24 protein-coding genes are annotated in these 25,234 nt (G+C 60.5%); 10 read left to right on the top strand and 14 right to left on the bottom strand.

Annotated features, from left to right (window positions below; genetic code table 11):
- Nucleotides 1–100 precede the first annotated feature (100 nt).
- On the bottom strand, nucleotides 101–1,009 hold the full coding sequence (locus ACZZ0K_RS22945; RefSeq protein WP_463559402.1) for a TauD/TfdA dioxygenase family protein: 909 nt from the start codon (nucleotides 1,007–1,009) through the stop codon (nucleotides 101–103).
- Nucleotides 1,010–1,191: 182 nt separating this feature from the next.
- Here ACZZ0K_RS22945 and ACZZ0K_RS22950 point away from each other — a divergent pair, with 182 nt between their 5' ends.
- Nucleotides 1,192–2,112, top strand: a complete 921-nt coding sequence (locus ACZZ0K_RS22950) for a LysR family transcriptional regulator (RefSeq protein WP_095181123.1) — start codon at nucleotides 1,192–1,194, stop codon at nucleotides 2,110–2,112.
- A gap of 100 nt (nucleotides 2,113–2,212) precedes the next feature.
- Here the strand turns inward: ACZZ0K_RS22950 and ACZZ0K_RS22955 are convergent, their stop codons facing one another.
- Nucleotides 2,213–3,226 (bottom strand): ABC transporter substrate-binding protein, encoded by a 1,014-nt coding sequence (locus tag ACZZ0K_RS22955; protein WP_258707437.1) that lies wholly within the window; start codon nucleotides 3,224–3,226, stop codon nucleotides 2,213–2,215.
- Between the two features lie 395 nt (nucleotides 3,227–3,621).
- Here ACZZ0K_RS22955 and ACZZ0K_RS22960 point away from each other — a divergent pair, with 395 nt between their 5' ends.
- From ACZZ0K_RS22960 to ACZZ0K_RS22970, 3 genes are read left to right on the top strand one after another with little or no spacing between them, the layout of a single operon-like run.
- Nucleotides 3,622–5,220 carry an ABC transporter permease gene (locus tag ACZZ0K_RS22960; RefSeq protein ID WP_258707436.1) on the top strand — a complete coding sequence of 533 codons (1,599 nt, stop codon included), beginning with the start codon at nucleotides 3,622–3,624 and terminating at the stop codon, nucleotides 5,218–5,220.
- A complete protein-coding gene (locus ACZZ0K_RS22965) occupies nucleotides 5,217–6,032 on the top strand; it encodes an ABC transporter ATP-binding protein (protein WP_041477445.1) in 816 nt (271 codons plus the stop codon). Before ACZZ0K_RS22960 ends, ACZZ0K_RS22965 begins: the two co-directional genes overlap by 4 nt.
- Nucleotides 6,033–6,046: 14 nt before the next feature.
- Entirely contained in the window at nucleotides 6,047–7,657 is a 1,611-nt protein-coding gene (locus ACZZ0K_RS22970; protein WP_258707435.1) for an arylsulfatase, read from the top strand.
- 178 nt (nucleotides 7,658–7,835) lie between these two features.
- Here ACZZ0K_RS22970 and ACZZ0K_RS22975 read toward each other — a convergent pair whose 3' ends face one another.
- The gene (locus ACZZ0K_RS22975; protein ID WP_056787009.1) at nucleotides 7,836–8,906 is read right to left on the bottom strand and encodes a fatty acid desaturase; all 1,071 of its coding nucleotides are present in this window, start codon (nucleotides 8,904–8,906) and stop codon (nucleotides 7,836–7,838) included.
- Nucleotides 8,907–9,006: 100 nt separating this feature from the next.
- Here ACZZ0K_RS22975 and ACZZ0K_RS22980 point away from each other — a divergent pair, with 100 nt between their 5' ends.
- Nucleotides 9,007–10,011, top strand: coding sequence for an AraC family transcriptional regulator (locus ACZZ0K_RS22980; protein WP_252868593.1), 1,005 nt, complete (start codon nucleotides 9,007–9,009; stop codon nucleotides 10,009–10,011).
- A gap of 3 nt (nucleotides 10,012–10,014) precedes the next feature.
- Here the strand turns inward: ACZZ0K_RS22980 and ACZZ0K_RS22985 are convergent, their stop codons facing one another.
- The 4 genes from ACZZ0K_RS22985 to ACZZ0K_RS23000 form a co-directional block, all read right to left on the bottom strand.
- A complete protein-coding gene (locus ACZZ0K_RS22985; RefSeq protein WP_252879215.1) occupies nucleotides 10,015–11,238 on the bottom strand; it encodes a type II toxin-antitoxin system HipA family toxin in 1,224 nt (407 codons plus the stop codon).
- Nucleotides 11,231–11,479 (bottom strand): helix-turn-helix domain-containing protein, encoded by a 249-nt coding sequence (locus ACZZ0K_RS22990; protein WP_016772238.1) that lies wholly within the window; start codon nucleotides 11,477–11,479, stop codon nucleotides 11,231–11,233. Before ACZZ0K_RS22990 ends, ACZZ0K_RS22985 begins: the two co-directional genes overlap by 8 nt.
- 110 nt (nucleotides 11,480–11,589) lie before the next feature.
- A complete protein-coding gene (locus ACZZ0K_RS22995; protein ID WP_258707434.1) occupies nucleotides 11,590–12,978 on the bottom strand; it encodes a heavy metal sensor histidine kinase in 1,389 nt (462 codons plus the stop codon).
- On the bottom strand, nucleotides 12,968–13,648 hold the full coding sequence (locus ACZZ0K_RS23000) for a heavy metal response regulator transcription factor (RefSeq protein WP_041477440.1): 681 nt from the start codon (nucleotides 13,646–13,648) through the stop codon (nucleotides 12,968–12,970). The genes ACZZ0K_RS22995 and ACZZ0K_RS23000 overlap by 11 nt, the downstream gene beginning before the upstream one ends.
- A gap of 136 nt (nucleotides 13,649–13,784) precedes the next feature.
- On the opposite strand from ACZZ0K_RS23000, the gene ACZZ0K_RS23005 reads away from it, so the two are divergent.
- Nucleotides 13,785–14,270, top strand: coding sequence for a GlcG/HbpS family heme-binding protein (locus ACZZ0K_RS23005; protein ID WP_258707433.1), 486 nt, complete (start codon nucleotides 13,785–13,787; stop codon nucleotides 14,268–14,270).
- A gap of 11 nt (nucleotides 14,271–14,281) precedes the next feature.
- A complete protein-coding gene (gene uraH, locus ACZZ0K_RS23010; protein ID WP_150637862.1) occupies nucleotides 14,282–14,692 on the top strand; it encodes a hydroxyisourate hydrolase in 411 nt (136 codons plus the stop codon).
- Nucleotides 14,693–14,852: 160 nt separating this feature from the next.
- Here uraH and ACZZ0K_RS23015 read toward each other — a convergent pair whose 3' ends face one another.
- Entirely contained in the window at nucleotides 14,853–15,530 is a 678-nt protein-coding gene (locus ACZZ0K_RS23015) for a Crp/Fnr family transcriptional regulator (protein ID WP_258707432.1), read from the bottom strand.
- A gap of 84 nt (nucleotides 15,531–15,614) precedes the next feature.
- Between ACZZ0K_RS23015 and ACZZ0K_RS23020 the strand changes: the two genes are divergently transcribed.
- Complete coding sequence (locus tag ACZZ0K_RS23020) at nucleotides 15,615–16,139, top strand: Mpo1 family 2-hydroxy fatty acid dioxygenase (protein ID WP_258707431.1); 525 nt, start codon at nucleotides 15,615–15,617, stop codon at nucleotides 16,137–16,139.
- 82 nt (nucleotides 16,140–16,221) lie between these two features.
- Here ACZZ0K_RS23020 and ACZZ0K_RS23025 read toward each other — a convergent pair whose 3' ends face one another.
- From ACZZ0K_RS23025 to dibA, 6 genes are all read right to left on the bottom strand, one after another.
- Nucleotides 16,222–17,211, bottom strand: a complete 990-nt coding sequence (locus ACZZ0K_RS23025; RefSeq protein WP_056786991.1) for a sulfate/molybdate ABC transporter ATP-binding protein — start codon at nucleotides 17,209–17,211, stop codon at nucleotides 16,222–16,224.
- Between the two features lie 3 nt (nucleotides 17,212–17,214).
- Entirely contained in the window at nucleotides 17,215–18,087 is an 873-nt protein-coding gene (cysW, locus tag ACZZ0K_RS23030) for a sulfate ABC transporter permease subunit CysW (protein ID WP_041477435.1), read from the bottom strand.
- A gap of 12 nt (nucleotides 18,088–18,099) precedes the next feature.
- Complete coding sequence (cysT, locus tag ACZZ0K_RS23035) at nucleotides 18,100–18,918, bottom strand: sulfate ABC transporter permease subunit CysT (RefSeq protein ID WP_016772245.1); 819 nt, start codon at nucleotides 18,916–18,918, stop codon at nucleotides 18,100–18,102.
- A 126-nt stretch (nucleotides 18,919–19,044) separates the two neighbouring features.
- Nucleotides 19,045–20,058, bottom strand: coding sequence for a sulfate ABC transporter substrate-binding protein (locus tag ACZZ0K_RS23040; protein ID WP_258707430.1), 1,014 nt, complete (start codon nucleotides 20,056–20,058; stop codon nucleotides 19,045–19,047).
- A gap of 145 nt (nucleotides 20,059–20,203) precedes the next feature.
- The gene (oscA, locus tag ACZZ0K_RS23045) at nucleotides 20,204–20,386 is read right to left on the bottom strand and encodes a sulfur starvation response protein OscA (RefSeq protein WP_007917682.1); all 183 of its coding nucleotides are present in this window, start codon (nucleotides 20,384–20,386) and stop codon (nucleotides 20,204–20,206) included.
- Between the two features lie 298 nt (nucleotides 20,387–20,684).
- Complete coding sequence (gene dibA, locus ACZZ0K_RS23050; RefSeq protein WP_463559413.1) at nucleotides 20,685–22,604, bottom strand: phosphodiesterase DibA; 1,920 nt, start codon at nucleotides 22,602–22,604, stop codon at nucleotides 20,685–20,687.
- Between the two features lie 147 nt (nucleotides 22,605–22,751).
- Here dibA and desA point away from each other — a divergent pair, with 147 nt between their 5' ends.
- Both desA and ACZZ0K_RS23060 read left to right on the top strand, forming a co-directional pair.
- Nucleotides 22,752–23,936, top strand: a complete 1,185-nt coding sequence (gene desA / locus ACZZ0K_RS23055; RefSeq protein WP_016772248.1) for a delta-9 fatty acid desaturase DesA — start codon at nucleotides 22,752–22,754, stop codon at nucleotides 23,934–23,936.
- A gap of 195 nt (nucleotides 23,937–24,131) precedes the next feature.
- Nucleotides 24,132–25,121, top strand: coding sequence for a GGDEF domain-containing protein (locus ACZZ0K_RS23060; RefSeq protein WP_150638089.1), 990 nt, complete (start codon nucleotides 24,132–24,134; stop codon nucleotides 25,119–25,121).
- The last annotated feature ends 113 nt before the right edge of the window (nucleotides 25,122–25,234 follow it).

Here is a 25,234-nt window from a genome sequence, read left to right on the forward strand (position 1 = left end):
CCATAATCGATAAGGTCTTTCAGGTCGATGCATAACGCTAGATAACTCGGTCGGCTCCCTCTCCCTCTGGGAGAGGGCTGGGGTGAGGGGCTCTTGATCTTCAATCACGACCTTTGATGGTCTGGCTGCGCTGCCCATTCACCCCCACCGGCACCTCGCCCTTGAGCGTCACCCGGCGCACCACGCGATCCTGGCTGCCGTAATCATCAATCGCGTAATGCTGCGTCGAGCGGTTGTCCCAGATCGCCACATCTCCAGCCTGCCAGCGCCAGCGCACGGTGTTTTCCTGGCGGATCACATGGCTCTGCAGCAAGCCGAACAGGTGTGCCGAATCGGCCTGTGAATAACCTTTGATGCGTTTGACGAAATGCCCCAGCAGCAAGCTCTTCTCGCCGCTGATCGGGTGCACGCGCACCACCGGGTGCTCGGTTTCGTAGACGGTCGAGGTGAAGACTTTGCGATAGCGCTCCAGCTTCTCTGCCGAGACGTCCGGCTTCGCCCCGGCGTAGTCGTACTCGTTGCTGTGCACAGCGGTCAGTTTGTCGGCCAGCTCACGCAGCTCGCTCGGCAAACCGCTGTAAGCGGTCGCGGTGTTGGCCCACAGCGTATCGCCGCCGAATGCCGGCGCAACCACCGAGCGCAGGATCGATGCTTTCGGATAGGCATCAACGAAGGTCACGTCGGTGTGCCAGGAATTGGCGCGCTGGCCCTCGGCGCCGTCCAGCTCCAGAAGGTAGCGAGTGCCTTCACGCACCGGCACGGTCGGGTGCGCCACCGGTTCGCCAAGCAGATGGGCAAAGGCTTCCTGACGCTGATCGTCGAGTTGCGTCTGCTCGCGGAAGAACAGCACTTTGTATTCGACCAAGGCTTGCTGGATGGCTTCGACAGTGGCGGCGTCCAGCTCACCGGACAGGTGAACGCCGCGGATTTCGGCACCGATACGACCGGCCACCGGGTGAATTTCCAGCGCGTGAGAAACGGGTTTTACAGCGAGTGCGGCATTGCTCATGGGAAGACCCTCATCGACGGCTTGCGGTTTTGACGGCAGCGAAACAACGCTCTATCTATATTCCATTTACATCTAATAGATAATCACATGCTTCGTTGACGGAATAAGAGCTTGCATTTAAAACCTCAAGCAACCCTCGTCGCAAATGCCTTCGAGCTATTTTTAGGATGCCGGAAAAGCATATGGATCTTCGCCAGTTGCGCTACTTCATCGCCCTTAACGAACACCGCAGTTTTGTCCGTGCGGCAGACGCCATGGGCATCACTCAACCGGCGTTCAGCCGCAGCATTCAGGGGCTGGAGCAGGAATTCGGTTGCGTGCTGGTCGATCGCGGCAACAAGGATCTGCGCCCTACGCCCGAAGGCCAGGTGGTGCTGCAACACGCCCTGAGCCTGGTGCAGGGCGCAGCTTTGCTCAGCGCCGAAGTGACGCAGATGACCAAGCTCGACGCTGGCGAGGTGCACTTCGGCTGCGGCCCGGCACCCGCGGTGAAACTGGTGCCGGATGCGGTGGCGCAATTCATCAATGCGCACCCGAAAGTGCGCACCTGTTTTCAAGTGGATAACTGGGAAAAACTCAGCCGTGCGCTGAGCCGCGAAGAGATCGAATTCTTCATCGCCGACATCCGCCATTTCGAGTCCGACCCGAATTTCCAGACGCAACCGCTGACGCCCAAGCGCGGCGTGTTTTTCTGCCGACCGGGGCATCCGTTGCTGGCCAAGGAAAGCCTGTCGACCAACGACATGTTCGACTACCCGCTGGCCGCCACACTGATCCCGCCGGGCATTCGCAAGCTGCTGGCGAACCTGAGCGGGCGCATCGATTTCTCGCCGACCATCGAGACCGAGCACTTTCCGGCACTGGTCAAAGTGGTGCTGCAATCCAATGCGATAGGTGTCGGTACCGAGGAGGCGTTTGCCGAGGATGTCGCCAAGGGCTCGCTGGTGCTGCTGCACTGGCGCAACCTGCCGCAGAACCTCGAAACGATGAACGCGCGCTGCGGCATCGTCAGCCGCACCGGGTTTCGACTATCACCAGCAGCGAGGGCAATGATCGAGACGTTGATCGCGTTGGATCGGCAGGACGTCAGCGTCGCTGTCTGAAACCCTTTCGCGAGCAGGCTCGCTCCCACACAGGACCTGTGTACACATCCAATGTGGGAGCGAGCCTGCTCGCGAAGAGGGCAGCGAAGACGCTGGAGATCTAAAGCTTGGCGGCTGAGAGTTCAGGCGCCACCCAATCACTGACCTTGAACGGCTTGCGGATCAGCTTCTGCTGCGCCGCCAGGTCGACCTTGTCTTGCAGGCCGCTCAAGAACACCGGATCCAGTGTCGACGGGAAAATCTCGCTGAGATTCTGATCCTTCAGATCCTGAGCAAGAATCACCGGCGGATAACTGGCCAGCCCTGATACCAGCTGCACATAGGCGTCCTTGTTGCTGTCCTGCGTCAGCCACTCGACCGCTTGCTGCTGCGCCTTGAGCAGTTTCGCAATGACCTCAGGATGGGCGTCGACAAACTTGCCATTACCCAGCAGCACCGCCTGCACGCTGCCAGCGCCGCCAAGGTCCTTGGTGTTGAGCGGCAATTCCGCCAGGCCTTTGGCTTGCAAGGCACTCAGCGCGGAGCTGCCCCACGAGGCATCGATCTGCTTGGCCGCGAGTGCCGAAACCGCCGCGTTGAAATCCAGATTGATGACCTTCAGATCCTTCTCGCTCAGGCCCTGACTGGCGAGCGCCGCATCGAACGACAGCTGCGTCGCCGTCCCGCGAAAGATCGCCACGCGTTTGCCCTTGAGATCCTGCAAGGTCTTGATCCCCGAGCCGGGCACCACGCCGAGGTATTGCTTGACCCCACGCGCCGTCGCGCTGAGCAGGCGCGTGTCCAGACCGTTGGACTTGCCGATGATGGCGGCCAGATCACCGAGATAGGCCAGATCGACCTGCCCATTGGCAAACGCCTCATTGATCACCGGCCCGGCGCCCTTGAAGAAACTCCACTGGATCTTGATGCCCTGCTCGGCGAAGGCCTTTTCGAAGATCTGCTGATCGTGCAGCACATCGACGATGCCGCCGCCGCTGTGCTGCGTACCGGCGCTGAGGTCGGGCACGGCGATGCGGATTTCCTTGAGCTCCTCGGCTTGGGCGCCAAGCGCGAGAAAGCCTGCAAGCGCGGGGACGGCAAACAGGCTGAGGATTCGTTTGAAGGGAAGGTTCATGGGTGCGGCTCCTTGATCGCTGAGGAGCCGAAAGTAGGCTGACTGGCTACATTCGCTTAAATACTAAAAATTCACATTTTTATATCTTTATGAGCTAAGCAAGTGGTTGTGCGGCGTGCAGCGCGATATGCATTAACAGCATCGAAAATATTCTTCGAATGCATTGGATGCGCGTAAGCAGGCAAGCCTTAAATGGATTCGCTTATCTCCCGATAGCATCGAACGCAACTTTGTTAGATCAGTTTCATATATGACGAAACCCAGTGTGGGAGCGAGCCTGCTCGCGAATAGGCCATACCAGCCGACATCAGTGCTGCCTGAAACAGCCATTCGCGAGCAGGCTCGCTCCCACATGAAAAGCGGTTCGCCATGCAACCCGACAACGGAGGTCACCCATGGCCCGTCAATCTCTGCTCAGCCTGCCGCTGGCCGCGCCGCCGCTGAAAAGCCGTCGCACCTGGCCGAGCCTGAATCAACGCCTGTTGCCCTGGCTGCTACCCGTCAGCCTGTTCGTCCTGTGGTGGCTGGCCGCGCGCAATCAGTGGATGAGCGAGCAGATCCTGCCGGCGCCATCGCTGGTGTGGAGCAGCGCTGTGGAACTGGCCCAAGGCGAGTTGTGGAGTCATTTGTGGATCAGCCTGCAACGGTTGTTCTGGGGTTTGTTGGCAGGCGTTTCGACCGGCGCGGTGCTTGGCGCCGCACTGGGTTTCAGTCGACGTCTGGAGCGCCTGGTTTTTCCGACATTCGCTGGATTGGCGCAGGTGCCGACGCTGGCGTGGATTCCGCTGTTCATGGTGTTCTTCGGCATCGGCGAAGTGCTGAAACTGGTGGTGCTGATCAAGGCCATTGTGGTGCCGGTGACCTTGCACACACTGGTCGGTGTGCGCGATGCGCAACCGAAACTGCGCGAAGCCGCCGCCGTGCTGCGCCTGCCGCCGCTTCTGCTGATTCGGCGTCTGGTGCTCCCAGCGGCGTTGCCGGCGTTCATGGCCGGTGTGCGCCTGGCACTCGCCGCCGGCTGGACCTCGTTGCTGGCGGTCGAGCTGCTGGCCTCCAGTGAAGGCATCGGCTATCTGATGGTCTGGGCGCGGCAGCTGTTCATGCTCGACATCGTGTTCGTGTGCATCGTGGTCATCGGTCTGATCGGTGTGGCCATGGATCGCGGCATCGGCCTTCTCGACCGCAGACTGGTGCACTGGCCGCACCCGGCCACCGCGCAAATCACTCGCGGCCCGCGCTATCAGGGCTGGCAACGCCTGCAACCGTGGCTGTTGCCGCTGGGCTTGTTGGCGCTTTGGCAAACGGCCAATGATCAGCAGTGGGTCGACGCGAATATTCTGATCAGCCCTGCGGCTGTGCTGAGCACGACATGGGACGGATTGCTCGACGGCACGCTGGTCAACGGCATGGCGCTGAGCCTGAGCCGCACCCTGAGCGGCTTGCTGATCGGTGGCGGCCTCGGCTTCGCCCTGGGCTTGCTCCTCGGCCTGTCGCGTTTCAGCGAACGCCTGCTCGGCCCGACACTCGCCGCACTGCGGCAGATTGCGATTTTCGCCTGGGTGCCACTGCTCACCGCGTGGTTCGGTCTCGGCGAACTGGCCAAGTGGGTCTTTGTCGCCCTCGCTGCTTTCTTTCCGCTGTTCGTCGCCACCCAGCGCAGCGTCGCCAACCTCTCGCCGCAACTCAACGAAGCCGCGCAAGTGCTGCGCCTGAGCCTCGGCCAGCGCCTGCGTCGACTGGTCCTTCCCGGTGCTGCGCCGGGGATTTTCGCAGGGCTCAGATTGAGCCTGATCTACGCCTGGCTCGGCACCATCGGCGCTGAATATTTCATGCCGTCCAATGGCGGCATCGGCAGCCAGATGATCGGCGCGCAGCAGCTGTTGCGCATGGATCTGATCATGGCCGGCATGCTGCTTGTCGGCCTCACCGGCGCCCTGCTCAACCTGATCGGCCAACGCCTGGAAATTCGCGCGACCCGCTGGAGACACGCATGAACGCACCGATTGTCAGCTTCAACCACGTAGGCAAATCCTTCGCCGTCAACGGTTTCGAACTGGAGGCGATTCGCGAATTCAACCTGGACATTGCCGAGGGCGAATTCGTCGCCATCGTCGGCTCCAGCGGCTGCGGCAAATCCACTTTGCTGCGTTTGCTGGTCGGCCTCGACACCGAGTTTCGCGGACAGATCAGTGTCGATGGCAAGGCCGTCAGCGGCATCGGCGGCGAGCGCGGTATCGTCTTTCAGGAACATCGTCTGTTTCCGTGGCTGACGGTCGCCGACAACATCGGCCTCGGTCTGGTCAATGAACCGCTGAGCGGAGCGCAGAAACAACAACGCATCAAAGACTTTATCGAGCTGGTCGGCCTCAGCGATTTCACCGCGGCCTATCCGCATCAACTCTCCGGCGGCATGGCGCAGCGCGTGGCGATTGCTCGCGGTCTCGTCGCCAGCCCGCGAATCCTGTTGCTCGACGAACCCTTCGGCGCCCTCGACGCACTGACCCGCCAGCAAATGCAGGACGAACTGCTGGCAATCCGCGAACGAGCAAAGATCACCACGATTCTGGTGACCCACGATGTCGAGGAAGCGATTTTTCTGGCCGATCGCGTGGTGGTGATGGAGCCGCGTCCGGGGCGGATCAAGCAAGTGGTCGACATCGCCCTGCCGCACCCGCGCCAGCGCAGCAGTTACGACTTTCATCAGCTGCGCGAAGAACTGCTGCACGAGCTGACCAGTGATGACCATTACCAACCGAGCGCACCGGTGCAGATCCGCGATCTGCCGCTGACGTTCATTGCCTGCTGAACAGGAGTTTCGCGATGCCGCAACGTCCCAACTTTCTAGTGATTCTGGCCGACGACCTAGGCTTTTCCGACATCGGTGCGTTCGGCGGCGAAATCGCTACGCCGAACCTCGATGCGCTGGCCGAGAACGGCCTGCGCCTGACCGATTTCCACACCGCACCGACCTGCTCGCCGACGCGCTCGATGCTGCTGACCGGCACCGATCACCACATCGCCGGCATCGGCACCATGGCCGAAGCGTTGACCCCGGAACTGATCGGCAAACCTGGCTACGAAGGCTACCTGAATGACCGCGTCGTCGCCCTGCCCGAGCTGCTGCGCGAGGCCGGCTATCAAACCTTGATGAGCGGCAAATGGCATTTGGGTCTGAAGGCTGAACTGGCGCCCCATGCGCGCGGTTTCGAGCGCTCGTTTTCACTGTTGCCGGGCGCTGCCAACCACTATGGTTTCGAGCCGACCTACGATGAGCAAACGCCGGGCCTGCTGAAATCCACCCCGGCGCTGTACATCGAGGACGATCAGTTTGTTGACGAGTTGCCGAAGGATTTCTATTCCTCCGATGCCTTCGGCGACAAGCTGCTGCAGTACCTCAAGGAACGCGATCAGACCCGGCCGTTCTTCGCTTACCTGCCCTTCTCCGCGCCGCACTGGCCGCTGCAGGCACCGGCCGAGATCGTCGAGAAATACCGTGGCCGCTATGACGCCGGCCCACAAGTGCTGCGCCTCGAACGCCTGGAAAAACTCAAGGCACTGGGTCTGATCGAGGCAGACGTCGAACCGCACCCGCTGATTCAGCTCAGCGCGCAGTGGGACGCGATGAGCGATGAACAAAGGCAGATTTCCGCACGAGCCATGGAGGTCTACGCGGCGATGGTCGAGCGCATGGACTGGAACATCGGCCGGGTCGTCTATTACCTGCGCCAGCAAGGCCAGCTCGACAACACCTTCATCCTGTTCATGTCCGACAACGGTGCCGAAGGCGCGCTGCTGGAAGCGTTCCCCAAATTCGGCCCGGAGCTGATGACCTACCTCAACCAGCATTACGACAACAGCCTCGACAACATCGGCCGGGCCAATTCCTACGTCTGGTACGGGCCGAACTGGGCGCAAGTGGCAACCGCGCCGTCACGCTTGTTCAAGGCTTTCACCACCGAGGGCGGGATCCGCGTGCCGGCGCTGCTGCACTATCCACAATTGCCGCTGAAAGGGCAGATCAGCCATGGTTTCGGCACGGTGATGGACATCACCCCGACCATTCTCGATCTGGCTGGCGTGCGGCATCCGGGCAAACAGTGGAAAGGCAAAGCCGTGGCGCCACTGCGCGGCAAGTCGTGGCTGGGCTTCCTGTCCGGCGAGACCGCGCAGGTGCATGACGAGCATACGGTCACCGGTTGGGAATTGTTCGGACGCCGGGCGATTCGCCAGGGCTCGTGGAAAGCGGTATGGATCCCCGGGCCGGTCGGGCCAGCGACCTGGCAGCTTTATGATCTGGCGAATGATCCAGGGGAGATTCATGATCTGGCGTTGAGTCAGCCGCAGAAACTCACTGACCTGATCGGGCATTGGCAGCGGTATGTAGAAGAGACCGGGGTGATCCTCAGTGCTTCGCCGTTTCAGCCGGATTGAACCAAGATCAAAAGCCCCCTCACCCCCAGCCCTCTCCCTGAGGGGGAGGGGGAAAGGGAGCAGATCTTCATGCTTTTCCAACCTGAGGTCGGCTCGAAATTTCAGGTCGATGTATCCAGCATAAACAGCTGGATCAGTCCCCTCTCCCCTGGGAGAGGGTTAGGGTGAGGGGCATCTGTCAGGCCTCCACCGCCTCCCCGGACACCACTTCCTCATCTCCGCGCACAAACCGGTTCGCCCGGCCAAACGTGCCGAAATCATTGAACCGCACGCCCATCTCGCGCATCACCTTGTGCGCCACCGGCACGGTCATCTGACGAATGTAAAACGGCTCCTTGACCACGAAATGATGAATCCCGTGACTGCTGCCGAAGTTGAAGCAGAACGCTTGCAACGGCCACAGCCACCACGGGTTCAGCACCTGGCATTGCTGCAGCACATTGCCCGGTTCGACGTCGCCGTAGTAATGCATGTTCGAGCTGATGAAGTGCAGGCAGAAAGTGCGCAGCACGTTGGGGCCGATGATCACCACGGCGGCGATATCGATCACCTGCATCACCGACAGCGTGGTGGCCGACCATTCGATGGGCGAGCCGAGCAAATGCGCAATGCCATTGGCCGCGTGAAAGCCGAGAAACACATACCACGCGCCCCAATGCAGCAGCGCCAGCGGTGCGTAGACCTTGAGCACGCGTTTGGCGATGCTCCACTTGTGTGCCCAGGTCCTGGCGCGGAGCAGGCGGATAAACGCCGACATGACGTTATCGCCAACCATCAGCAGACGGGCAAACCCCCACGGCTCGCCATTGGTGATTGCGCGCTCTTCCATGTCGGCTTCAGTGCCGGAAACCTTGTGATGGTTGAGGTGCAGATGACGACGGATCCACGGGTTGATCGTGCTCGGTCGCGCCAGCCAGACCAGGCCCATCATCAGGTTGTGCGGCACGCGCTGCTTGCGGAAGTACATGCTGTGGATCAGGTCGTGTTCCAGCTCATGGGTCAGCGAGGCGAAAAACCCGTTGAGCAGCAGGCACACCCACCAGGCCATATGGCCAGTGATGTACAGCGCCGCCGAGCCGATCATCCCGGCCAGCGCCAACGCCAGAATCCCCGCACCGAGGGCATCCTGATGCTGAAGCATCGGGTAGCGCTCACGCAATTGCGCACCCTTGGCCAACACCACTTGGCGAATATGTGCCGAGCGCTGCGCCGCATTCAGTCGTTCAGGGCTTGCAGAAGTACCGTCCATGCTTCCATCCTCGGGTCTAAGATGAATGCATCGTGCCTTGCCGGGGTTCGATCCGCGCTAGCCAAGAACGCCAACCTGTTGACCGGACGCGCCAATCAGCATGAAGGAACCGACCTCCCTCGCCAGCTGGACCCGCGCCTTGCGCAAACAACTCGACGCGCTCGGGCTGGACAGCCTTGCCTTGTGCCAACAGGCCGGGCTCGACCCAACGCTGATGGACGACCCCAATGCGCGCTATCCGCTATCCGGTACCACGCGCCTGTGGGCGCTCGCCGTTGAAGCCAGCGGCGACCCGGCGCTGGGCTTGCGCGTGTCGCGTTTCGTCAGCCCGACCACGTTCCACGCGCTTGGTTATGCACTGGTGGCGAGCGGCAGCTTGCGCGAAGTGTTCGAACGCATCGTGCGTTATCATCCGGTGGTCAGCGATGCGCTGGAGCTGGAGCTGAGCCGTAGCAATGACCGTTATCAATTTCGCCTGAAAATTCCGCCCGGCAACCCGGCGCCGGCCTTCGAAGCCATCGACGCATTTACGGCGATCTACGTGCGCACCTGCCGCAATCGCCTCGGCCGTGACTACGCACCGCTGGCGGTGTACTTGCGCCGCCCCGAACCGAGCGATGCCCAGCAATGGCACAAAGTCTTCCGCGCGCCGGTGTATTTTTCCGCCGCCGAGGACCGCCTGGAATTCGCCCTCAGCGACTTCGACAGCCACCTCGACGACGCCAACCCGGAACTGGCCGAGCACAACGAAGCCGTACTCAAACGCACCCTCGCCCAGCTCAAACCGCTGACCTGGGAGCGCAAGGTGCGCGATGCCATTGAAGAACAACTGCCCGAAGGCGAACCGAGCGCCGAGCGCATCGCCCAGGCCTTGCACCTGAGCCTGCGCAGCCTGCAGCGGCATCTGGCGGATGAGGGCTGTCGCTTCGACACCCTGCTCAACGAAAGCCGCGAAAATCTCGCGCTGCTGCACCTGCGTGACCCGCAGTGTTCCTTGAGTGAAGTCAGCTATCTGCTGGGATTCGCCGACACCAGCAGCTTCAGCCGCGCGTTCAAGCGCTGGACCGGGATGACGCCGGGGCAGTTTCGGGATCAGTTGCGCTGAGTTTCAACTGTTGCGCAGGCTGCGCGCCAGACCGGCCGACCATTGTTCGATCATTGCAGCGCCCACCTCTGCGAAGGCAGGATGATTTGCGCTGTACTCCGCCATTTCGCCCAGCGCTTGCTGTACACCCTGCGCGACCATTTGCAGTAACTGGTTGCAACGCGCTTCACTTAGATTGCAGGCCGTACGACCAAACCTGGTAAGCATTTTATGCTTGGGCCACGCCTTCGAACCGCCCAACAGCAGTGCCATGCTATCGCTCTTGATGTACACCGACGTGGTGATGATGTCGTACGCCGGAGCCAGCCTGACCAATGCGCGCTCGCCACAATCCTCATAGAGCACGCCAAAGTTTTTCAGGTGGGCATCGCCGTTTTTCAATGCCGCCGATAAAGCGACAATCTTGAAGAAAGCTTCCAGTGCGTGCTTGAGTAATGAGGGCGAAACAAACGCCTTGATCTGCCGTGCGACTCCTTCGTAAGAGCCATCGTATTTGGCCTTCGACGGCCAGCCGTTGAGCACGCAAAAGTCTTCGAAACCGAGGTATCCGGTGTCGCTCAAGTCAAAACGCTCGATGACGAGAAACTTGCCATGCTCGCTGAGTTCGAAATGCGGCACGTCGAGGCCACAAAGTTGCGCAGCGCGCAGGCAGAAATATTCGTTGGTTGCCAGCTCGGGATACTCTTCGGCACGGAAGGCTTTGACCAGATGAGTCGAGCCTCGGTGCGTCAGTCGGTCTATTGCAGCGGCACTGTCACGCACCAACACTTTGGGCTGCACGCCTGAAACTCCGGAATACTGCCCGTAAGTCTGCAAAAGATCCTCGAACAAACCTTGCGCACCGTCATGAACCAACAATTCAGCCAGCGAGGTTTCAGGTGGACGATCAGTTGTCGATGCGCTCGCGATCGAAAGACGCCCGAGTTGATGCGGGCCGACGATACTTAGTAAAGCGAAGTCATCGAAGCCGCGCACGGCTTTGCTGAAACGCCTGACCAACTCATCGCGCAACGCACCTTCAGGAAGATTCATCTCGAATATCGGATGAATGCCGCGTTCATAACCATAACTTTCCAGGCGTGTCGGCATGGTCAGCGAAACGGCATTTTCATCAATCGCATCGTCCCGATAGCTGAACACGCTGTCGACACCTGCGTGCCCGCGCCCCAATCTTCCAACCTCATGGCCGCCGACGCAGACCTGCAAGCGGTCCAATGCCTCAGTCATGGAAGTTCACCTTGCGCAGCGTGTCGAGTGTCGGCCGTCGAGAGGCGCGGGGGATTGCGGCCAATTCGTAGCCGAATCCGTTAAGAATCGCTTCGACTTTACGCAGACCGATTTCCGAGATTGTGTTGTTTTCAATCCCCGAGATTGTTGCGCGGCTCATGCCGTATTGCTGCGCCAAAGCTTGCTGGGACAGCTTTTCAGCCTTACGCAAGCTTCTGATCAACTCGCCAATTTTTTCCATCACCGCCCCAGATGCATTGTTTACAATGCAAATCCACTAAAAAAATTAACTGCATCATAAGCAATGCAATTAATTGAGCTTAGCGTAGATGGTCAGCCATCGCTAACGTCTTAACACCGCCCCGCAAACCCCAACTCAAACACCGTCCCCCCCACATCACTCCTCACCCGCACCTGCCCGCCATGCAACTGCATGATCGACTGCACGATCGCCAAACCCAGCCCACCCGAATCTCCCGGTTCCGCACGTGAAGGATCGACGCGGTAGAAACGGTCGAACAGTTTGCCCAGATGCTCAGGCGCGATGACCGGGCCGTGGTTGTGCACTTGCAGCCAGCACATACCCGGTTCATCGCGGCGTTGCAGGCTGATCAGGGTGCCGGGGTCGGCGTGGCGTACGGCATTGGCCAGCAGATTGCCGAGGGCGCGTTGCAGCAGTTGCTGGTCGGCGAGCAATTCGCCGTGCATGCGGTTTTGCAGTTGGAGGTCGCGGTCATCGGCGAGGGCTTCGAAGTAATCGCAGAGTTCGTCGCCGACGTTGCGCAAGTCCAGTGTTTGCAGATTTAGCGCACGTTCGGCCTGTTCGGCGCGGGCGAGGAACATCAGGTTCTCGGCCATGCGCTTGAGCCGTTCGAACTCTTCCATGTTCGAGGCCAGCACTTCCTGATATTCGGCCGTGCTGCGCGGATGGTTCAGGGCCTGGCCGTTGCTGGCGAGCAAGGTGTGCAGAGGGGTGCGGATTTCGTGGGCGAGGTCGGCGGAGAATTGCGACAGGCGCTGCACGCTGTCGTCCAGCCGCGCCAGCATGGTGTTGAGCGCGTGCACCGGCTCGCGCAGTTCGCTCGGCGTGCCCTCGGTAGGCAGGCGTCGATCGAGGCTGCGCAGATCGATACTGCGCACCGCTTCGCTCAACTGATGCAAGGGCTGCAAGCCACGCCGCAGCAATAACAGACCCAAGGCAAATGCGAGCACCGCGCCGAGGCCGACGGACAGGTACAGACGCAGGCGATAACTGCCGAGCATCTGCTCGCGCTCGCTGAGCACTTTGCCGGCGATCACCGTGAGGGTTTCACCGTTGGGGCCTTGCGCCTGGCCGGACAGCAAGGCCAATTCGGCGCCGTCGCTGGCCTGCCAGGTGAGCACGTCACGGCGCTGCGGCATTTGCTCTCGCGGTAATGCATTGAGCGCGGGCAGTTCACGCTGACGCGGGTTGATCGCGATCACGCTGGAACCGTCGGCCCGGCGCACCAGCAGCAGACTGTCGAGATTACCGAGCATGTTCTGATACAACCGTGGCCGTGCCTGCAAGGCGTCGAGGCTGTCGCTGTCGGCGAGCAAGGCGCGTACTTGCTCGAGGCGACCGAGCAGGGCCATGTCGTCACGAAAGGCCAATTCCGAGGCCAGCGAGCGGTAGAGAAACACGCCGATTGCGCTCAGCACCAGCGCGCAGACCATGGCGAAGGCCAGCGCCAATCGCCAGGCGATCGACTTACTCCACATCGTCCGGCGCTTCCAGTTGATAACCGACGCCGCGCACGGTGTGGATAAGTTTCGGCATGTACGGATCATCAACCTTGGCGCGCAGACGCCGGACGGCGACTTCGACCATGTTGGTGTCGCTGTCGAAATTCAGGTTCCACACTTGCGAGGCGATCAGCGTGCGCGAAAGCACTTCGCCCTGGCGGCTGGCGAGCAGTTGCAAGAGGGCGAATTCCTTGTTGGTCAGGGCAATGCGCTGGCCGCCGCGACTGACCCGTCGGCGCAATACGTCGATTTCCAGGTCGGCGATGCTGTACGACTCGGCTTCGCGCATCGGCCCGCGTCGCAGTAGCGTGCGCACGCGCGCGAGCAGTTCGGCGAAGGCGAAGGGTTTAAGCAGGTAGTCATCTGCGCCCAGCTCAAGACCACGCACGCGGTCTTCGATAGCGTCCTTGGCGGTGAGAAACAGCACCGGTGTGGCGCCGCGCTGGCGGATCAGTTGCAACAATTGCCAGCCGTTGAGACCCGGGAGCATCACGTCGAGGATGATCAGGTCGTATTCCTGCTGCTCGATAAAATAGCGGCCGTCGAGGCCATTGAGCGCCACATCCACGGCGAAACCCGACTCGCCCAGGCCCTTGGCGAGGAAATTGGCGGTTTTGGCTTCATCTTCTACGACCAGCAAACGCATGGCACACCTCGATTGATCAGGTACACAGGCTAGGCGTGTTCGGCGCCGTTGCCCATTACAAACTTGTAATCCGCCTGACGGAGTTCTGACGAAGTGCGCCGGTTAAGGTGCAGACATCCCCATTCGGAGCCTGCCCATGACCGTCAAATACCTTGTCGCCAGCCTGATCCTCGGCCTCAGCGGCGCAGCAAGTGCCACGCCAGAACTGCCGCGCCACGCCGATCTCGACCTGAAAACCGCACGCTGGCTGGCGGACAAGGCGATGAGCAGTTGCACCGGCACGGTGTCGGTGCTCGACCGTGGCGGCAACCTGCTGGTGACTCTGCGTGGTGACGGCGTTGGCCCGCACAACACCGCCGCCAGCCAACGCAAGGCCTACACCGCGCTGTCGACCAAGACGCCGACACGGCTGTTCGCCGAGCGCGCCCGCAGCAACCCGGAAACCGCCAACCTCAACACCCTCGATGAATTGCTCTTGCTCGGCGGCGGCATTCCGCTGTTCGCCGGCAGCGAACTGGTCGGCGCCTTGGGCGTGGCCGGTTCCGGCGGCGGTGAGCAAGACGAAAACTGCGCCCGCGCCGCCGCCGACAAAGCCGGCCTGACCATCACCCGTTCCCACTAAGGAGATCCACCATGACCACCCTGCGCATGACCCTCGCCGCGCTCAGCCTGAGCGCTGTTTCCAGCCTGGCGCTGGCCGCCGGCAATCCGCTGAGCGTGCACGTGCTCAACCTGGAAAACGGCCTGCCGTCACCGGGCATCAACGTCACCCTGGAAAAACACGTCGGCGAAAACTGGCAGCCACTGGCCAAAGGCACCACCAACGAGCAAGGGCGGATCGCCGAGCTGTTCCCTGCCAAACAGCCATTCGAAGCCGGTGAATACCGCGTGGTGTTCAAGACCGGCGAGTATTACCAGAAGATCAAGCATGAGACGTTCTTCCCGGAAATTCCGGTGATCTTTCAGGTCAAGCAGACCGATCAGCACTACCACATCCCGCTGCTGCTGAGCCCGTACGGTTTCTCGACCTATCGCGGTTCGTAAAATAAACACAGATCCTTTGTTGGAACTGGTTTCTGTGGCGAGGGGATTTATCCCGGTTGGACTGCGCAGCGGTCCCATTTTTCAGGGCCGCTTCGCGCCCCAGCGGGGATAAATCCCCTCGCCACAGGTGCCAGTTCCGACATTGGATCGGTTTCAGTTTTCAGATCGTGGCCAAGGCACGCAATCTCACCGCATCGAGAATTTCGATTTCGCCGTATGCGAGCCCGATAATCCCCTGCCCCTGCAGATCCTTGAGGATCTGATTGGTGGTCTGCCGCGACAGCGACAGCATCGCCGCCAGCTGCTCCTGCGGCAGTTGCAGCGTCCGGCGTGGTGCGTCGAGTTCGCCGTAGCCTTCGGCAATCATCAGCAGCCGATGGGCGAGACGCGCCGGGGCTGGCAGCAGGCTCAGCTGTTCGAGATTGATGAAGGCCAGGCGCAATTTGTGGCTCATCAACAGCGCCAGATGCCGCCAGTACTGCGGCTGTTCGTCGAGCAATTTGAGCAACGCCGCTTGCGGAACATTCAGCAAGGTGCACGACCCGACTGCATAGGCATCGTGAGTGCGAGGCTGGCCATCGAACAGGCAGATTTCGCCGAACCAGTGCGGCGCCTCCACCAGACTCAACAACGCCTCCTTGCCCTGCTCGCTCACCGCGCCGATGCGCACGGCGCCATCGAGCACTGCATACAGACCGCACGGCGCATCGCCACGCTGGAACAATCGTTGTCCCGCCGTCAGCCGCCGCTCCCGAGCCAGCGCCAGCAGGCTATCCTGAAAAGATGCAGGCAAATGACTGAACCACTGGCCGCTGAGTAACTGTGCACGAATTTGCATAACCACTCCTGGAGTGTCGCCTGCCCGACAGAGCGAACGCGGATCCCGAGAGATGATGCATTCAACCCCACTGGAGGAACAACAATGAAAAGCCTCGTCGACCATCTCAGTCAATACGCCGCCTACCACCGCGACCCGCGCAACATTGCCAGCCACTTTATCGGCATTCCGCTGATCGTGGTGGCGGTGGCTGTCCTGCTGTCACGGCCGCAGTGGGCGCTGGGCGGGCTGTGGATATCTCCAGCCGTCGTGGTGGCGCTGGCCTCGGCGTGGTTTTACCTGCGTCTGGAGTTGAAGCTTGGCGTGTTGATGACAGTACTGATGGGGCTGTCGGTGTGGGCCGGGCATGCACTGGCGCAGCAGAGCACCATGGTCTGGCTGAGCAGCGGCCTGGCGATGTTTGTGATCGGCTGGGTGATCCAGTTTGTCGGGCATCACTATGAAGGGCGCAAACCGGCGTTTGTCGATGACATCAGCGGGCTGATTGTCGGGCCGTTGTTCGTTGTGGCTGAGTTGGCGTTTCTGCTGGGGATACGGCAGGAATTGAAACAAGAGATCGAGTTGCGGGCGGGGATGGTGCGTGTCAATCCGAATCGCGCTGCTGTCTAGATCGTATTCGCGAGCAGGCTCGCTCCCACATTTGGAATGAGTTTTCCCTGTGGGAGCGAGCCTGCTCGCGAAGCTTTTGCCTTTAAATATTGGCGACTTTCTGCCAGACCTTCGGCTTGAAGAACAGGGTTTCACCCTTGGCCAACCCGATCAGGCTGTCGTGGTCTTTCACCACTTCGGCCTCGATCAAATCCGTCTGCCCTTCCACCTTCAGCGTCACCCGCGTCGTCGCACCCAATGGGCGGATATCGCGCACTTCAGCGGCATGGTGATCTTCCAGCTCATGCTTGGACAACGACACTTCATGCGGGCGGAACAGCACGTGGTTGTCGTCGCTCAACAGCAAGCGGTTCGAATCGCCGAGGAAGTGATAGACGAAATCGCTGGCCGGGTTTTCGTAGACGTCGCCCGGTGAGCCGATCTGCTCGATCACACCCTTGTTCATCACCACGATGCGGTCGGCGACTTCCATCGCTTCTTCCTGGTCGTGGGTCACGAACACCGAAGTCAGGTTGATGTCTTCGTGCAACCGCGCCAGCCAGCGCCGCAGTTCCTTGCGCACCTTGGCGTCGAGGGCGCCGAACGGTTCATCCAGCAGCAGCACTTTAGGTTCCACCGCCAAAGCACGGGCCAACGCGATGCGCTGACGCTGACCACCGGACAACTGCTCCGGGTAGCGATCCGACAACCAGTCCAGCTGGACCATGTTCAGCAGTTCGTGAACCTTGGTGGCGATCTGGCTTTCGCTCGGGCGCTGGTTTTTCGGTTTCATCCGCAGGCCGAACGCGACGTTGTCGAACACCGTCATGTGGCGGAACAAGGCGTAATGCTGGAACACGAAACCGACGTTACGATCACGCACGTCGTGGCCGGAAACGTCCTCGCCGTGAAAAACGATGTTGCCCTGATCCGGAGTTTCCAGACCGGCAATAATCCGCAGCAAGGTGGTTTTGCCGCAGCCCGACGGACCAAGCAGCGCGACCAGCTCACCGCTGTGGATATCCAGGCTGATGTTGTCCAGCGCCTTGAACGCGTTGAAATTCTTGCTGACGTTACGCACTTCGATCGACATGAATTATTCCTCCGCGGCGCTGGCGCGCAGGCGGTTGATACGGTTTTCGCTCCACTGCTTGAGCAGCAGGATGAAGAGCGCCAGGATCAGCAACAGGCTCGCCACGGCGAACGCGGCCACGTGGTTGTATTCGTTGTAGAGGATCTCGACGTGCAGCGGCAAGGTGTTGGTCACCCCGCGAATGTGCCCGGAAACCACCGACACCGCACCGAACTCGCCCATGGCCCGCGCGGTACACAGCACCACGCCATAAATCAGGCCCCACTTGATGTTCGGCACGGTGACGTGCCAGAACATCTGCCAGCCATTGGCACCGAGCAGGCGCGCGGCTTCCTCCTCTTGGGTGCCTTGTTCCTGCATCAGCGGAATCAGTTCACGGGCCACGAACGGCACGGTGACGAAAATCGTCGCCAGCACAATGCCCGGCAGGGCGAAGACGATCTGGATGTCGTGATCCTGCAGCCACGGCCCGAACAGGCCCTGCGCACCGAACATCAGCACGTAGACCAGACCGGCGATCACCGGCGACACCGAGAACGGCAGGTCGATCAGCGTGACCAGCATGCTCTTGCCACGGAACGAGTATTTGCTCACGCACCACGCCGCACTGACACCGAACACCAGGTTCAGCGGCACCGAAATCAGCACGGCGAACACGGTAAGTTTCAGTGCCGACAGTGCGTCCGGTTCAAAGATCGCGGTGAAAAATGCACCGAGGCCATTCTTCAAACCCTGCGACACCACGATGAACAATGGCAGCAGCAGAAACAGGAAAAAGATCAGCCAGCCAAGACCGATCAGGACTCTGCGCGAAGTGGCGCTGCCACGGCGCGCAGCGTTGGCCGAAGAGGCGGCCGCAATGGACGATTGGGACATGTTCGCGCCTCCTTATGGTGTTTCGATGCGTCGCTGCAGCAAGTTGATCAGCAGCAACAGGATGAAGGAAACCACCAGCATCAATACGCCGATGGCGGTAGCGCCGGTGTAATCGTATTGGTCGAGTTTGACCATGATCAGCAGCGGCAGGATCTCGGTTTTCATCGGCATGTTGCCGGCAATGAAAATCACCGAACCGTACTCGCCGACGCCACGCGCGAACGCCAGGGCAAAACCGGTCAGCCAGGCGGGCAGCAGTGCCGGAACCAGAATGTGGCGAAATACCTGCCATGGCTTCGCACCCAGGCACGCCGCCGCTTCTTCGACTTCACGGGGAATATCGGCCAGCACCGGCTGCACCGTGCGCACCACGAACGGCAGCGTGACGAAGGTCAGTGCGAGGGTGATGCCCAGTGGGGTGTAGGCGATTTTGAAACCGAGGTCGGCGGCGAACTGCCCGACCAGCCCGGCCGGCGCGTACAGCGCGGTCAGCGCGATACCGGCCACAGCGGTCGGCAGGGCGAACGGCAGATCGATCATCGCATCGATCACCTTGCGCCCGGGGAAGGTGTAGCGCACCAGCACCCAGGCCAGCAGCGTGCCGATGATACCGTTGATGATCGCCGCACACAGTGCGGTACCGAAGCTCAGCTTCAACGCCGCCAGCACCCGTGGTGCGGAGATGATCGTCCAGAACTGATCCCAGGTCAGCTGGGCGGCATGGACGAACATCGCCGCCAGCGGGATAAGCACAATCAGACTGAGGTACACCAAGGTGTAACCCAGCGTCAGCCCGAAGCCGGGTATGACGGGGGAGATACGACGCGACATAAAAGTCCCTGGTTGAAAACGCATCAATGTGAGAGTGAGCCCTGTGGTGAGGGGACTTATCCCCTCACCACAAAAGCTCAGTCCCACATGTCATGTGCCCAGACATCAGGCCGGTTGAAGGCGAGATTACTGCGCCTGATAAATCTGGTCGAACACGCCGCCGTCGTTGAAGAATTTCGGCTGCGCGGATTTCCAGCCGCCGAAGTCCTTGTCGATGGTCACCAGTTCCAGTTTCGGGAACTGCTGGGCGTACTTGGCCGCTACGTCCTTGTCACGTGGACGATAGAAGTTTTTCGCGGCGATTTCCTGGCCGGCCGGGCTGTACAGGTGCTTGAGATATGCTTCAGCGATCTGCGCGTTGCCCTTCTTCTCGGCATTCTTGTCGACCACCGCCACTGGCGGTTCGGCGAGGATCGACAGCGACGGCACGACGATATCGAACTTGTCCGCGCCGCCGTCTTCTTTCAACGCCAGGAACGCTTCGTTTTCCCAGGCCAGCAACACGTCGCCCTGACCGTTGTTGACGAAGGTGATGGTCGAACCGCGGGCGCCGGTGTCGAGGATCGGCACGTGCTTGAACAGGGTTTGCACGTATTCCTTGGCCTTGGCTTCATCACCGCCGTTGGCTTTCAGGCCATAGGCCCACGCGGCGAGGAAGTTCCAGCGCGCACCGCCCGAGGTTTTCGGGTTTGGCGTGATCACCGAGACATCGTTCTTGACCAGATCGCCCCAGTCCTTGATGCCTTTCGGGTTGCCCTTGCGCACCAGAAACACAATGGTCGAGGTGTACGGCGTGCTCGCTTGCGGCAGACGCTTCTGCCAGTCGGCCGGCAGGCTCTTGCCGAGCTTGGCGATTTCATCGATGTCGCCAGCCAGGGCCAGGGTCACCACGTCAGCACGCAGACCGTCGATCACCGCACGGCCCTGCTTGCCCGAGCCACCGTGGGACTGCTGGATTTTTACAGTGTCGCCGGCATGGTCCTTCTGCCAGAACTTGATGAATTCGGCGTTGTATTCCTGATACAGCTCCCGCGTCGGGTCATACGACACGTTGAGCAGCTCGTAATCCTTGGCAACGGCGGAACCGGCAAACACGGCACTGACCAGCGTGGCCAGAGCGTAACGGCGAATCGACGACATGGTGAAAGCTCCTGGAATTCTTGGTGATGGCTTTTTCTTATGTATTGCTGGAATCGGATCGCGTTGAAAGATCGCCGCCTTCGCCAGCTCCTGCACGCAGCCCCCTGTAGGAGCTGCCGAAGGCTGCGATCTTTTGATCTTCAGCTCAGCCCGGTTGCTTACCGGGTTGCTGCAAACGGAATTTCTCTTTGCGTTCGATCTGTACGACTTGCGCGTTGTGCACAGTGATCTCCACTGCGCCGAACCGCAGATCGCGCAGGGCACTCTGGATTTCACGCAAGATGGTGCTTTCGTCCTGACCGTCAACGCTGCGAAGGGATGCGCTCATGGTGCTGCTCCTTTGAAGGGGATTTGCCTGGCAGTGGGCGGCACTGCGTTCGGCGTGGGAGCAATATAAGAGAGGCATGGATATTCTTAAAAAGACTATTTAAGAATGTTTATATAACCAGAAATCAATATGAGAGAGGGCAAGGGGTTTGCGCTGATTTGAAATCGTCAAGAGAACTTGTGGCGAGGGGATTTATCCCCGTTGGACTGCGTAGCAGTCCCATTTCTTGGGGCCGCTACGCGACCCAACGGGGATAAATCCCCTCACCACAAGGTCGGTGATAGCCTGATAGGCCTTTTCAGCCAATCAATGGCGTTTTCGCCCAATCAAGCCTATCCGCAGACACCGGCCGCCCAAACCAGTAGCCCTGCCCCAGATCGCATTCCTGCGCCAACAGAAATGCCGCCTGCTCAACCTGTTCGATCCCTTCGGCATGGACCTGCATGCCCATGCTGCGGGCCAGCGCGATGATCACCCGGACAATCGCCACGTCATCTTCATCCCACGGCAACCCGGCGACGAAGCCCTGATCGATCTTGAGTTTCTGCACCGGCAGGCGCTTGAGCCGCAGCAGCGACGAATAGCCAGTACCGAAATCATCAATAGCCAGACGCACACCCAGCTCGCGCAAGCGATGCATCTGTTCCAGCGCCACTTCAGGGTCATCCATCACCGCGCTTTCGGTAACTTCCAGTTCCAGATAGACCGGATCCAGCCCCGTGTCGTGCAGCACCTGCGCTACCTGCTGGTAAAGCTCACGTCGGGCAAACAGCCGCGAGGAGACATTCACCGCGACGAACGCCAGCACCACACCGCTCTGCTGCCACTGACACATCTGCCGGCAGGCCTGTTGCATCACCCAGGCATCGATCTCGGCGATCAGGCCGGTGCGCTCGGCAATCGGAATGAATTCTGCCGGCGACACCAGACCGCGCTGCGGATGCTGCCAGCGCACCAGTGCTTCGACGCCGACCAGACGGCCGCTTTGCAGGTCATGCACCGGTTGGTAGTAGACGCGCAGTTCCTCCTGCTCCAGTGCGCGGCGCAGTTCGAAGGCGATTTCGACCCGTTGCTGGGCATGGGCGGTCAGCTCTTCGGTATACAGCGCGTAGCCATTGCGCCCGCTGCTTTTGGCCTTGAACAGCGCGCTGTCGGCGTTGCGTAACAACTGCTCGGCGCTGAGGGCATCGCTGGGAAACAGGCTGATGCCGATGCTCGCGTTGATGAACAGTTGATTGCCATCTACCAGCACCGGCTCCTTCAAGGCGTCCAGAGTCCGTTGCGCCAGCGCGGCAGCCTGGGCCGGCTGTGGACAACTTTCCGCGAGCACCGCGAACTCGTCACCGCCGAGCCGCGCCAAGGTAATGCCGTGGCCGAAGAGTTCCTGCAAACGCGTCGCCACCGCTTTTAGCAACCGATCGCCGACGTTATGCCCGAGGCTGTCGTTGATCATCTTGAAATGATCCAGATCGAGCATCAGCAGCGCGCAGCCACGCTTGTGCGTCTGCGCGGAAGCCAACGCCTGTTCGGCGCGGTCGCTGAACAGCAGGCGATTGGGCAGATCGGTAAACGGATCGTGATGCGCCAGGTGTTTGAGCTCGGACTCGGAATCCTTGATCGCACTGATGTCGGAGAACACCGCCACGTAATGGCTGAGCCGGCCGGAATCATCGTGAATCACCCGGATGGTTTGCCACTGTGGATAAATCTCGCCAGTCTTGCGCCGGTTCCAGATCTCGCCGCTCCACTCACCTTCAGCCTCGAGGGTAGCGAACATCGCCTGATAGAAGCCCGGCGGATGATGGCCGGACTTGAACAGACTGGGCTGCTGGCCGATGACCTCGTCGCGCCGATAACCGGTGATCTCGATAAAGGCGCGATTGACGTGGACGATCAGGCCCCGGTGGTCGGTAACCAGCACCCCTTCGCGAGTGCAGTCGAACACGGCGGCCGCCTGACGCAGACGCTCACGGTCGGTGTGGCGCTCGCGCAAATGCGCGCCGATGCCGAGAAACCCGCACAGCCGCGCCCGTGCGAGGAAAATCAGCGCGGCGCTGATCGTCGCCAGCAGATAACCGTTGATCAGTTGCCAATGGGTCAGCTCACGGGAGTCATCGAAGAATCTGCTTAATAAATGATCAGAAACTTGCAGCCACAGGGCGGCCAGTACGAGGTAGAGCAGCGCTGCACGCAAGGCATCGCGGTAAGTCGCAGACATTCGGTCGTCCATGTCCCTACAAAAAGGTTGGAATTATAGGTCAAGAAACATTCAGCGACTTCTTATCTGAAAGGGCGACTGGTTTTATCTGTGTGCTTAGTGATAATGCAACGGCTGTTTTTATCTTTATCGAGGGCCCTATAGCCTATGTGGTACGAAGGTTTTCTTGGCTTGTCGGCCTGGTCACTGGTCGCGGTCACCCTGCTGATGACCCATGTGACGATTGTCGCCGTCACGGTCTATCTGCACCGTTACTCGGCCCACCGCTCGCTCGAGCTGAATGCGGGTCTGAAGCACTTTTTCCGTTTCTGGCTGTGGCTCACCACGGCGCAGAACACCCGCGAGTGGACTGCCATCCACCGCAAACACCACGCCAAATGCGAAACCGAGGATGACCCGCACAGCCCGGTCATCAAGGGTCTGTCCACCGTACTGCGCACCGGCGCCGAGCTGTACCGCAGCGAAGCGCAGAACCCGGAAACCCTGCGCATCTACGGCAAGAACTGCCCGGAAGACTGGATCGAACGCAACGTCTACAGCCGCTATCCGCTGCTGGGCGTGGCGATCATGGGCGTGATCGACCTGCTGCTGTTCGGCACCATCGGCATCACCATCTGGGCGATCCAGATGATGTGGATTCCGGTGTGGGCCGCTGGCGTGATCAACGGTCTGGGCCATGCTGTCGGCTACCGCAACTTCGAATGCCGTGACGCGGCGACCAATCTGGTGCCGTGGGGCATCCTGATCGGCGGTGAAGAGCTGCACAACAACCATCACACCTACCCCAACTCGGCCAAGCTGTCGGTGAAGAAGTGGGAATTCGACCTCGGCTGGGCGTGGATCAAGGTCTTCTGCTTCCTGCGCCTGGCCAAGGTGCAGCGGGTCGCACCGATTGCCCACCGCGTCGAAGGCAAAGGCAGCCTGGACATGGACACCGCCATGGCGATCCTCAACAACCGCTTCCAGATCATGGCCCAGTACCGCAAATTGGTGATCGGCCCGCTGGTCAAGCAAGAGCTGGCCAAGGTTGATCATTCGGTGCGCCACCAGTTCCACCGGGCCAAACGCCTGCTGTCGCGGGAAACCAGCCTGCTGGAAGACCGTCATCACCTGCGCATCCAGACCATGCTCGAACACAGCCATGCTTTGAAAGTGATCTACGAGAAGCGCCTGGCTTTGCAGCAGATCTGGGTCAAGACCAGTTCCAATGGCCACGACATGCTGGCCGCCATCAAGGAATGGATTCACGAGGCCGAGGCCAGTGGCATCCAGTCGTTGCGGGATTTTGCTGATCAGCTGAAAACCTACTCGCTGCGTCCTGCGACTGCCTGACCGGCAACGAGGCTGCGATCTCAAAGATCGCAGCCTCGTTGCGCTCTTCGGTTCCTGCACCTCGCCGCCCGGCGGGACTCGGTAATGGCCGGGAACTTCGCCGAAAATCCTCTATCTCAATGACACTTCGCCATCCCGGCGGGCTGTCCTGTGGCCGTTGTCGACATTGCGGCGCGCCCTTTGAGATTTGTGCCGATGGTCAACAACAACCAGAAAGACACGTCCTTCACTCAATGGCCCGAGGCCGCGCAAACGCTGATGGCGCTGATGCACGCGCAGGGCGAAGTCGCGCGCCTGAGCGAGCGCGAACAATTGATCAGTTCGCTGCTGGTCAGCGTCAACGCCGTGCTCTGGGCTTTCAACTGGGAAACCCGACAGGTGTTGTACGTCAGTCCGGCCTATGAACGGATCTTCGGCCGTTCCGCCGCGCTGTTGTTGGCGGATTACAACCAGTGGCGCGACAGCATTTATCCCGATGATCTGGAGTACGCCGAGCAGAGCCTCGCCGAAGTCCTGCACCGAGGTGCGGTGGAAGATCGCGAGTACCGCATCATTGCCGCCGATGGCCAGGTGCGCTGGCTCAGCGACAAATGTTTTATCAATCGCCAGGACGAGCCTGGACAGCCGGTAATCATCGTCGGCATCGCCGAAGACATCACTGACAAGAAAAACATGGAAACCGAGCTGCAGCGCTTGGCCACCACCGATGTGCTGACGCAAAGCAGCAACCGCCGCCACTTCTTCGAATGTGCCCACCGCGAGTTCGCTGAGGCCCGCCGCCAAGGCACACCGCTGGCCTTCCTGTTGCTGGACATCGACGATTTCAAAGTGATCAACGACAGCTACGGCCACCCCGAGGGCGACAACGTGCTGCAACGGATCGCCGAATGCGGGCGCGGCTCATTGCGCCGTGGCGATCTGTTCGGGCGGATTGGTGGTGAGGAGTTCGCTGCGGTGTTTCCCGGCTGTGCGCCGGACATGGCCGTGCAAGTGGCAGAGCGACTGCAGCAGGAGATCCAGCGACTGCGCTTCAACCACGACGGGCAAGCATTCAGCATCACCGTGAGCCAGGGCCTTACCAACCTCACCGACGAAGACAAGAGCCTGGACAGCCTGTTCGCCCGCGCGGATGCGGCGATGTACGAGGCGAAACGGCAGGGCAAGAACCGGATTATTGCGGCCTGATCCGTATTTTGTGGCTGCCGCAATTCCTGTGGGAGCGGGCTTGCCCGCGATGAGGCCTGCACCTTCAATAAAAATGTTGCCTGCGCTGGCGCCTTCGCGAGCAGGCTCGCTCC

Source organism: Pseudomonas sp. AC255, assembly GCF_979258175.1.

Excerpts from the sequence above, each read along its gene's own strand:
- ACZZ0K_RS22995 (WP_258707434.1), bottom strand. The coding sequence starts at position 12,978 with ATGTGGAGTAAGTCGATCGCCTGGCGATTGGCGCTGGCCTTCGCCATG.
- ACZZ0K_RS23025 (WP_056786991.1), bottom strand. The coding sequence starts at position 17,211 with ATGTCGATCGAAGTGCGTAACGTCAGCAAGAATTTCAACGCGTTCAAG.
- dibA (WP_463559413.1), bottom strand. The coding sequence starts at position 22,604 with ATGTCTGCGACTTACCGCGATGCCTTGCGTGCAGCGCTGCTCTACCTC.
- ACZZ0K_RS22955 (WP_258707437.1), bottom strand. The coding sequence starts at position 3,226 with ATGAACCTTCCCTTCAAACGAATCCTCAGCCTGTTTGCCGTCCCCGCG.
- ACZZ0K_RS23005 (WP_258707433.1), top strand. The coding sequence starts at position 13,785 with ATGACCGTCAAATACCTTGTCGCCAGCCTGATCCTCGGCCTCAGCGGC.
- ACZZ0K_RS23060 (WP_150638089.1), top strand. The coding sequence starts at position 24,132 with ATGGTCAACAACAACCAGAAAGACACGTCCTTCACTCAATGGCCCGAG.
- oscA (WP_007917682.1), bottom strand. The coding sequence starts at position 20,386 with ATGAGCGCATCCCTTCGCAGCGTTGACGGTCAGGACGAAAGCACCATC.
- ACZZ0K_RS22945 (WP_463559402.1), bottom strand. The coding sequence starts at position 1,009 with ATGAGCAATGCCGCACTCGCTGTAAAACCCGTTTCTCACGCGCTGGAA.
- ACZZ0K_RS22960 (WP_258707436.1), top strand. The coding sequence starts at position 3,622 with ATGGCCCGTCAATCTCTGCTCAGCCTGCCGCTGGCCGCGCCGCCGCTG.
- ACZZ0K_RS23000 (WP_041477440.1), bottom strand. The coding sequence starts at position 13,648 with ATGCGTTTGCTGGTCGTAGAAGATGAAGCCAAAACCGCCAATTTCCTC.
- cysW (WP_041477435.1), bottom strand. The coding sequence starts at position 18,087 with ATGTCCCAATCGTCCATTGCGGCCGCCTCTTCGGCCAACGCTGCGCGC.
- ACZZ0K_RS23020 (WP_258707431.1), top strand. The coding sequence starts at position 15,615 with ATGAAAAGCCTCGTCGACCATCTCAGTCAATACGCCGCCTACCACCGC.
- ACZZ0K_RS22965 (WP_041477445.1), top strand. The coding sequence starts at position 5,217 with ATGAACGCACCGATTGTCAGCTTCAACCACGTAGGCAAATCCTTCGCC.
- ACZZ0K_RS23040 (WP_258707430.1), bottom strand. The coding sequence starts at position 20,058 with ATGTCGTCGATTCGCCGTTACGCTCTGGCCACGCTGGTCAGTGCCGTG.
- ACZZ0K_RS22980 (WP_252868593.1), top strand. The coding sequence starts at position 9,007 with ATGAAGGAACCGACCTCCCTCGCCAGCTGGACCCGCGCCTTGCGCAAA.
- ACZZ0K_RS23015 (WP_258707432.1), bottom strand. The coding sequence starts at position 15,530 with ATGCAAATTCGTGCACAGTTACTCAGCGGCCAGTGGTTCAGTCATTTG.
- ACZZ0K_RS22985 (WP_252879215.1), bottom strand. The coding sequence starts at position 11,238 with ATGACTGAGGCATTGGACCGCTTGCAGGTCTGCGTCGGCGGCCATGAG.
- cysT (WP_016772245.1), bottom strand. The coding sequence starts at position 18,918 with ATGTCGCGTCGTATCTCCCCCGTCATACCCGGCTTCGGGCTGACGCTG.
- desA (WP_016772248.1), top strand. The coding sequence starts at position 22,752 with ATGTGGTACGAAGGTTTTCTTGGCTTGTCGGCCTGGTCACTGGTCGCG.
- uraH (WP_150637862.1), top strand. The coding sequence starts at position 14,282 with ATGACCACCCTGCGCATGACCCTCGCCGCGCTCAGCCTGAGCGCTGTT.
- ACZZ0K_RS22990 (WP_016772238.1), bottom strand. The coding sequence starts at position 11,479 with ATGGAAAAAATTGGCGAGTTGATCAGAAGCTTGCGTAAGGCTGAAAAG.
- ACZZ0K_RS22975 (WP_056787009.1), bottom strand. The coding sequence starts at position 8,906 with ATGGACGGTACTTCTGCAAGCCCTGAACGACTGAATGCGGCGCAGCGC.
- ACZZ0K_RS22970 (WP_258707435.1), top strand. The coding sequence starts at position 6,047 with ATGCCGCAACGTCCCAACTTTCTAGTGATTCTGGCCGACGACCTAGGC.
- ACZZ0K_RS22950 (WP_095181123.1), top strand. The coding sequence starts at position 1,192 with ATGGATCTTCGCCAGTTGCGCTACTTCATCGCCCTTAACGAACACCGC.